Below are 8,060 nucleotides of genomic sequence, written 5' to 3' on the forward strand. Positions count from 1 at the left end.
GTCTCGCGGGATGGGGCGGAGGTCACCGCGGCTTTCTATGCCGACGGCCCGCCATTATCCACCCCCCTACGCCCGGGCCCGGGCAACCCGCCCGGGGCCGGTCCGTCGTTCCGTTCCCGGCCCGGCCGGCATCACCCACTGGCGCTGCTGATCCCAACCCTCCATCGGTGTCCACTCGTGCTCCAGGATCGAGTAGGTGATCGAGTCACGCCAGGCGCCGTGGACGAAGACGTGATCGCGGATCCGCCCGTCCTCAGTCATGCCCGCTCGCAGTAGGGTGCGTGCGGAGGCCTCATTGAGCGGGGATCGGGCTGCCCAAATGCGGTGCATTCCCAGGACGTCGAAGCCGAGCGCGCACAGCAGATGGACGGTCGCCGTGCCGAGGCCCTTGCCCCACTCGGCGGGATGGAGGGCGAAGCCGACGGTGGCGGCCTGCTGCGGCTCGGTGGCCAATCGGGCGTAGCCGATCAGCCGATGCTCACCGAGGTGGGTGACAGCAAGGCCGTACTCGGTCCTCGGGCCGTCCTTCGCCGTCATCCTTACCCCGGTCCTCGCCCCTTGGGGCGGAGCACATTGGCGCGTTGGATATCCCAAGGGCTGCCCAACGCGCCGCCCTCGACCGGGGGGTCGAGGGCCAGTCATCTGGTGATCGCGGAGAGCCGCCTTCGCAGGGGCTCCTCCAGGTCGAGGTTGTCGCCTCGAGTAATGGTCTGCAGCAGTTCAGTGATGACGACAAGTTCGGCAAACTGCCCGGCTGGCGTGTCGAGGATGTGGGCGATTCGGTGACGGACCTGGGCGGCGGTGTCCGGCACGAGGACGCTGTACGAGTACAACAGTGCCGCGTCGTACCCGGCAGGCGCGACGCCCCAGCCTTCCCAGTCGAGGACGGTGAGGGTCGGGCCCGTGAGGTTGGCCCAGTGCAGGTCACCGTGGGCCGTCGTCCAGGCAGGCACCCTGGTGTCGATCGGGATGCCCAAGTACTGGGGCATGGCGCGGTCCAGGTATTCCTGCCGGACCGCCACCCGGTCGCTGGGGACGGCGGCGATGGCGTCGAGGGCGGTGCTGAGCCCGTCCCACCAGGTGTGGTCCAGGTCAGGTGGTTCCCGGAGGATCGGCTCGTGGGTGGCGATGGTGGAGGCGGTGATCTTGTCGTACAGCTCCGCCAGGTAGCCGTGCTCGCCCTCGGTCCAGGTACGCCGCTCCCGCAGGCGTGGCCTGGGTACCGCAGGAGGCATGAGCCGTTCCGCCTCCTGCGGTCCCTCCCAGAGCTTTCCGCCGGCCTTGTCGGCAGGGGCCGACACCAGGCGGAGCCAGCCCTCGCCGGTCGCCGTGGCAACCGGGCGGCTGAGGGTGCGTCCACGCCAGCCCCACGCTTCGCGGGAGCCGATCGGCCTCGCGTTGAAAACGGTTGCTGCTACGGCGTGCATCTCACGCATCCGCCTGGCGGTGTCCGGCTCAGGTTCCGAGTACATCAACGACCCTTCGGAGTACGTCCGGAGACAACGGCGGTCGGCCAACAGCTTCGACGGCCCCCATCCAGTGTTCCGGGTTCCCCGTCGACAGGAGTACACGCTTCACCCCTGGGGCTGAAGCAACGACGGCGAGGGCGGTCTCGGCACTGGTCTTGCCCGGGGCGATCAGCTCGGACAGTTCAGGAGTGGCCAGGCCCGGGATCTCACCGCCGTGGAGCGGGGCGGAGGCGAACACCTCCAGCCCCGCAGCCAGGGCATCGGCCAACGGGCCGTGACCGTCGAGAGCCTGGGCGATGGGCGCGAGGTGGACAAGGGAGACCGGGAGCTGGATGGCCCACAGGTGATGATTCGGCCCGCCGGCCTTGATCGCGAGTTCGATCAGCGCGGGTACGTCGAAGAGACCGCTGCTGAAGCCGCGCCAGGTCGCCACACCATAGGCGCTGATGATCTGTTGGCTGCACGCCTCCTCCAGAGCCAGGAAGGCGTTGTAGAGCCGGCCGGTGATCTCGCCGTCCGGGCAGGCGTGCTCGGGGTTGTGGACGAACACCAGGTCGGGTACCCGGCTGAGCATGAGCTTGGAGCGCGTGAGCTGCCAGGCGATGTAGTCCGGGGTGAGGCAGTACCCGCGCTGGGCGTCCGCCGCGGACAGGGCACCGGCTCGTACCCCGATGTGCCTGGTGCCGGCCGGGACGAAGCCCACCTTCGTGGAGACGCACAGATTCGGGTAGGCAGCCAGAGCCACTGCGAGCGACGCCTCCGCCCGGCCGCCTGCGTAGTTGGGCGCCGTGTCCACCCAGTCGGCACCTCGGGAGGCGGCCATCAACGCTGCCTCGGCCACATCGAGGCAACGGTAGGTGCCGAGGCCCAGCCGGGCGGTCATCGTAGGCCTCCGATCGCGGCGGCCTGGCCGTCGACCAGCTCCGTCACGACACCGGCCGCCTGTCCGAGAGCAACGCCCGCGGCCTGCGCGAGATCGGCCAGCCGGTGAGGTTCCCCATCGGCGAGGAGCGCGAGCATCGGCTCGGCCCTGGCGGCAAACGTCCACTCCTCGCCGCCAGCGGTCAACCGGACGGTGTCGTCGGGCAGAGCCCTGAGCACGGGCCGCGTGGTGACCAGGCGTACCTGCAGGTCGGCATCCGGCGGGGCCGCCATGATGTGGGGCAGCGACGGCACGAGCCGGGCTCGCTCGGTGGCGTCGCGAGCGGAGGAGAAGCGGGCGATCAGGTCGTCGCTCTCCAGCTCGGTCGCGATGAGCTTGCCGATTGTGTCGAGGAAGGCGCGCTGCTCCTCGGCGGCCCCGAAGCGCGGGACGTCCGCCCGGACGGTCTCGTGGGCACGCAACATCTCCGACAGCCAGGTGATCAAGTCGGCACCCGTCGTGCTCTGCAGCCCGCACGTGACGTGCAGCGAGTGCTGGCCCTCGGAGGCGGCGACGGCGTGCCACCAGCCCCGAGGCAGATAGAGCACATCGCCAGCGGTGAGAACCAGATCAGCGACGGGCTCTTCGGGCGGCGGCTCGGGCGTCTCGACGTCACGGTGCATCGGCACCGTGCGGGTGGGACCGTAGATGCGCCAGCGCTTCGCGCCGTCGAGCTGGACGACGACCACGTCGTGATCGTCCCAGTGGACGCCGAAGCCCTCGATCCCGGTCCAGGAGGCGTACAGGTTGACCTGCACGCCGGTTCGCAGCCGGCGCTCAAGCTGGCTGGCCAGAGCACCGATGCCGGGGTGAAGTTCCTCGACGGCGTCCAGGACCAGCGTGGCACCCTCGGCGAGCCTCTTGTGCAGCTCGGAGGGCTGGAGCTGGTACCAGACGGTGCTCCGCCGGGTGGTGATCGGCCGGGAGTACGTGTGCGCGGGCACCTGCTCCCCATTGGCGGCGAGGCGGAAGCGAGGCGGTTCGAACCGGTGGTGGGTCAGGATGGTGTTGAGGTCATCCCAACTCATGAGTCCGGCGAGCGACGCGGCTTCGCCGCGTGCGACCTTGAAGCTGCGGCCGAGCGTCTGGGCGAGGAAGTCATCCCCGCCCAGACGCTCAACCACCGAGAAGTGCTCGGCGGTCATCGTGATACAGCCGTCAGTCGTTGGTGTCGGTTCGGCCGGTGGAGCCGCCGTCCGACGGCTGCTCGCCACGCGAGCGGGCCGCGGCGACCTTCGTACGGGCGACCAGCAGGCCGTCGCCCTCCGGCTCGGTGCTGGTCGTCAGGTTCTCGAGCATGAAGCACTCCTTCAGGATCATGGGGCGGGCGGCTGCCCAACCCCCGTCGTTGGTGCAGCGATGGATCCGTTGCCAGGACAAGCCGCTGGCAAGGAACCTCAGGTGCTTGTGCCGCACGGCTGTTGACCAGCGCGGCCACCTGCATCCCCCCAAGCCCGCGTCGGGGCGGGAGGAGGTCTTGTCAGGCACTCGGCAGCACGCGAAAGCCGAACGGGGCAGGGGTGACCGCTTGGCGAGTGGTGACGGACATGAGTGCGGACCTTTCACCGGGACGAGGTCGGCAGCGGGCCGATTCGCGCCGGGATTCACCCGGCAGGTATCTACAGAACCGCCTCCAACGCCGGTGAACCAGAGCAGAATTGAAGCGGAAATGAGGCATCCGTGCTGCAAATGCGGGCATGACCTGGCCTGTTATGGCTGCAGACGAACTGACGTACCTCTGGAGGACGCGCGATGGCATCCAGGAGGTCCCGGCTGATCCAGCGCAGGGAGGCGGTCGGCCACACCCAGGAATCCCTGGCTGAAGCCCTTGATGTGGACCGTACGACCGTGGGGCGATGGGAGAGCGGCAGGGGTGCCCCACAGCCCTGGATGCGGCCGAAGCTCGCCCGCGCCCTGGAACTCTCGGTCGACCAGTTGGCCGACCTGCTGGCAGCATCCCCTGCAGCCGCCAAAGCAGTTCCACCGCTCAGCAGCGTCGGCGAAGCGTCGCTTCCTGTGCCTGACCTGCGCACGGAACGCCACAACGATCTCGTAATGGCCGTGGCAACCGACTCGGCGGAGTCCGCGTTCTTCCTCCGCTTCGCGAGCGCCTCCAACGTGGATGACACGCTGCTCGAACAGATCGACGCGGACATCGCGAGGCTGGCAGGGGACTATGTGAGCAAACCGGTGTCCGAGCTCTTCCACGACATCGGGACCCTCCGGCGAGGAGTGTTCGACTTACTCCGAGGCCGCCAACACCCGTACCAGACAAGCCATCTCTACCTACAGGCCGGGCGCCTCTGCGGCCTGGCCACTCATGTCGCCCTCGACCTCGGCCAGTACACGGCCGCAGCTACGCATTCGCGAACGGCCTGGCGTTGCGCGGAGTCAGCCGGCCACAACGGTCTCCGGGCCTGGATCCGATCCGTCCAGTCCCTGATCGCCTACTGGCAGCAGGACCACCGCCAGGCCGCCGAGCTGGCCAGAGCCGGACTGCCGTACGCGGACAGCGGGACGATCGCAGCTCGTCTGCTCAGTCTCGAAGCACGGGCCACCGCCGCGCTCGGAGACAGCGCGAGCGCGCTACGAGCCGTGGAAGCTGCCGAGGCGGCGCGGAGCACAGTAGCCGCCGTGGATCTTCCCGGTGTGTTCACGTTTCCCGAGGCCAAGCAGTGGACCTACGCCGGCACCGCCCTCCTTGCCCTGGGCGCCCGGTCGCATGTGAACCGCGCCATCGAGGCGTCCTCCAGGGCCATCGACCTGTACGAGTCCGCACCGCGGCAGGAACAGTCCTCCGGTGACCTGCTGGCCGCCCGCCTTGACCTCGCCAACGCCCACCTCGCCCACGGCGACCTCGACGGCGTGCAGGAGAAGCTCTCGGTGGTGCTGGACGCCGCACCGGACCGGCGAACAGCGAGCATCTCCAGCCGCCTTCGGGCGCTGAGCGTCCGTCTTGCCGAGCCCGCCTACGCAGGCTCCCCGATCGTCCTGAGTCTCCGTGAGAATGTCAGAGAAGCCTGCTCTCGACCCGCACTCACGAATCCTCCGGAGCTGCCCCAGTGACGAGCAACACCGCACAGCAGGACGCCGCAGTCGCCGACAAGTCCATCCTCGCGAACAGCGCCTACGCCGACGGACGCCACTTGGCCGCCCGCCAGTCCATCTACCGGTGGCAGCAACCGCATTACGACCTGCCCGGGATCGTCCTCGAAGAGCTGGCCGGCACAAGCGGGATCGTCCTCGACGTCGGCTGCGGCAACGGCAAGTTCGTCAGTCGCCTACACAAGGACCGTCCGGACCTTCAGGTCATCGGGATGGACATCTCGGCGGGCATCCTCGCCGACGTCGAGAAGCCGGTTCTGGTGGCCGACGCCCAGTTCCTGCCCTTCGCCGACAATAGCGCCGACGCCTTGTTGGCCCTGCACATGCTGTACCACGTCGGTGACATCGAGGCCACGATCAAGGAACTGGCCCGCGTCCTCCGACCTGGCGGTGTGCTCATCGCCTCGACCAACAGCGACACCGATAAACAGGAGTTGGACCGGCTCTGGGCCCGGGCCGCAGGCGACATCCTCGGGATCCCCGAGGGGCCGGCGCGGGTCTCCCTCAGCTCCCGCTTCTCCCTGGAGAAAGCCCCCGGCTACCTCGGGACAACGTTCAAGGACATCCGGGTGCGGGAACTACCTGGCGCCATCGAGATCACCGATCCTGCGCCGATCGTTTCCCACCTCGCCTCCTACGAAGCGTGGGCTGACCAATGCGGCGTCCCTTTCCGCGAGACGGTCAGTCGGGCAGCAGAGATCGCTGCCGCCGCCATCAAGACAGAAGGCTCATTCAAGATCACGTGCCTCGGTGGCATTCTGACCTGCAGGCGGTAAGACGGCCAAGCGAGGTGGTCGCTGCCTAAAATGACAAGGTGATTTCCTCACGCCATCATGACTGCTCTGACTCATCCGGCCTCCCCCGGGGCGGAAAGAGCAGTCATTCATATGCCTTCTTTGTGTCTCGGATGAAATTAGGATGATTGCCGCTGTGCAGCTCTAGCCACGCGGTTCCCGCATCCATCTTTCCAATCTCGGCGCAGAGACTTCCAAGTGGCCCCGCCTACTGGCTCGATAATGTGAGCCAGTCCAGATCTGCTGATCGCAGCCGCTGTGGCGTCGGCCTATGACGATGTGTTACATGGCGTCGGCCTGCTGCGTACTTGCTAGACAGAAGGCGGTCCCCGGCCTTCACCTCCAGCTTGCTCCCCTCGGCCATGCCCCCTTCTCCCGGTCGACACGGCGTCTACTCGCATTGGTCATTTCATGACGAACCTTCACGTTGTCATCGCCATTCAAGAAGAAGAGCCGACACCGTCGTCGCCCGCCTGCGGCCCCGGGTCGAGCCGGAGTCGGCCGAGCTGACCGCCGCGATCGAGGCCGTCCTGCCGGCCTGATCCCCCCGCCGACGGACCGGCCCCGGGCGGGTGCCCGGGGCCGGTCCGTCGTTTCCCGGGGAGTGGATGCGCCGGGCGGCTGCGGCCTAGATGATCGGGGGCCGGCCGAGCCGGGTCATGGTCCACACCGTGCGCCAGCGCATCGGCTTGCGCCGACCGCACGGTGTGCGCCAGCCCTCGGCGAAGCCCGAGAACCAGGCCTTCAACCCGGTGGCGTTCCGGGTGCGGGCGACCGTGAGCGCGACCCACACGCCGAGGTAGACCGGCACCAGCAGCGCGGGCAGGTGGCGGCGCGCGAGGTACACGCGGTTGCGGGCGTTCACCCGGTAGAAGAACGAGTGGCGGGTCGGGCTGGTCCGAGGGTGCTGCAGCAGCAGCTCCGGTGCGTACAGCACCCGCCAGTCCGCGTCGAGTGCCCGCCAGGCCATGTCGGTCTCCTCGTGCGCGAAGAAGAACGCGTCCGGCCAGTCCCCGACCTGCCGCAGCATCTTCGTCGACAGACCATGGCCGCCGCCGAGGAAGCTGGTCACCTCGCCACCGCGCATCGGATCGCCGGCCCGCAGCCGGGGAACGTGGCGGCGCTGGGTAAGCCCGGTCTCGTCGGCGATCCGGAAGGACACGATGCCCAGCCCGGGGTCCGCCTCGTACAGCGCCTCGATCCTCGCGAACACGTCGTCGGCGACAAGCAGGCCGTCGTCGTCCAGGTCGATCACCGCGTCCACGTCGCGCAGGTGCTCCAGCGCCACGTTCCGGCCACCGGTCACCCCGAGGTTCTCGGCCAGCTCGACGCCCTCCACCCACGGCGGCAGCTCCGGCAACGGGCAGCCCTGGGCGACCACCACCGTCCGCGCCGGCCTGACGGTCTGCATCTCCACCGAGGCCAGCAGCGCGGCCAGTTCCTTCGGCCGCGTGCCCATGGTCAGGACCGCCACGCCCAGCTTGACGCCCACCGAAACTCATCCCTTCGAGGAAGCACACATGACCCGACGAACGCACCGCTCGGGCGCCGCGCCGCTCGGGGAACTCGCCGAGAAGCGGATGCCACCGGACCACCAGGTCATGGACCAGCCCACACTGAACCGGATCGCCGGGATGCGGCCCGAGGTCTTCGCCGCGCCGCCCACCCTGCCACACTCGCCGCTCATGTCGGTACCGGACGTCACCTGGTACTACCAGTCTCCGAACTGCGAAAACGCACCAGAAGGGGGGGGCGGGGGGGGGGCCCGGG

General features: G+C 68.6%; 9 protein-coding genes. 3 read left to right on the top strand and 6 right to left on the bottom strand.

Features of this window, described 5'->3' with window-relative positions:
* Nucleotides 1–66: 66 nt before the first annotated feature.
* From ACFV61_RS24855 to ACFV61_RS24875, 5 genes are all read right to left on the bottom strand, one after another.
* The gene (locus tag ACFV61_RS24855) at nucleotides 67–642 is read right to left on the bottom strand and encodes a GNAT family N-acetyltransferase (protein ID WP_380493941.1); all 576 of its coding nucleotides are present in this window, start codon (nucleotides 640–642) and stop codon (nucleotides 67–69) included.
* Nucleotides 639–1,235 carry a hypothetical protein gene (locus ACFV61_RS24860; RefSeq protein WP_380493943.1) on the bottom strand — a complete coding sequence of 199 codons (597 nt, stop codon included), beginning with the start codon at nucleotides 1,233–1,235 and terminating at the stop codon, nucleotides 639–641. Before ACFV61_RS24860 ends, ACFV61_RS24855 begins: the two co-directional genes overlap by 4 nt.
* Nucleotides 1,236–1,455: 220 nt before the next feature.
* Complete coding sequence (locus ACFV61_RS24865; protein ID WP_380493945.1) at nucleotides 1,456–2,352, bottom strand: aldo/keto reductase; 897 nt, start codon at nucleotides 2,350–2,352, stop codon at nucleotides 1,456–1,458.
* Complete coding sequence (locus tag ACFV61_RS24870) at nucleotides 2,349–3,536, bottom strand: cupin domain-containing protein (protein ID WP_380493947.1); 1,188 nt, start codon at nucleotides 3,534–3,536, stop codon at nucleotides 2,349–2,351. Before ACFV61_RS24870 ends, ACFV61_RS24865 begins: the two co-directional genes overlap by 4 nt.
* Nucleotides 3,537–3,549: 13 nt before the next feature.
* Complete coding sequence (locus ACFV61_RS24875; protein WP_380483734.1) at nucleotides 3,550–3,690, bottom strand: hypothetical protein; 141 nt, start codon at nucleotides 3,688–3,690, stop codon at nucleotides 3,550–3,552.
* A 453-nt stretch (nucleotides 3,691–4,143) separates the two neighbouring features.
* Between ACFV61_RS24875 and ACFV61_RS24880 the strand changes: the two genes are divergently transcribed.
* Both ACFV61_RS24880 and ACFV61_RS24885 read left to right on the top strand, forming a co-directional pair.
* Nucleotides 4,144–5,457 carry a helix-turn-helix transcriptional regulator gene (locus tag ACFV61_RS24880; protein ID WP_380493949.1) on the top strand — a complete coding sequence of 438 codons (1,314 nt, stop codon included), beginning with the start codon at nucleotides 4,144–4,146 and terminating at the stop codon, nucleotides 5,455–5,457.
* Nucleotides 5,454–6,272: a class I SAM-dependent methyltransferase gene (locus tag ACFV61_RS24885; RefSeq protein ID WP_380493951.1), complete on the top strand. Its 819-nt coding sequence runs from the start codon at nucleotides 5,454–5,456 to the stop codon at nucleotides 6,270–6,272. Before ACFV61_RS24880 ends, ACFV61_RS24885 begins: the two co-directional genes overlap by 4 nt.
* Nucleotides 6,273–6,918: 646 nt before the next feature.
* Here the strand turns inward: ACFV61_RS24885 and ACFV61_RS24890 are convergent.
* A complete protein-coding gene (locus ACFV61_RS24890) occupies nucleotides 6,919–7,749 on the bottom strand; it encodes a glycosyltransferase family 2 protein (protein ID WP_380493964.1) in 831 nt (276 codons plus the stop codon).
* 61 nt (nucleotides 7,750–7,810) lie between these two features.
* Here ACFV61_RS24890 and ACFV61_RS24895 point away from each other — a divergent pair.
* On the top strand, nucleotides 7,811–8,060 hold a 250-nt coding region (locus ACFV61_RS24895; protein WP_380493952.1), incomplete at its 3' end, for a hypothetical protein.

Source organism: Kitasatospora sp. NPDC059817 (genome assembly GCF_042731835.1).
Lineage (GTDB): Bacteria > Actinomycetota > Actinomycetes > Streptomycetales > Streptomycetaceae > Kitasatospora.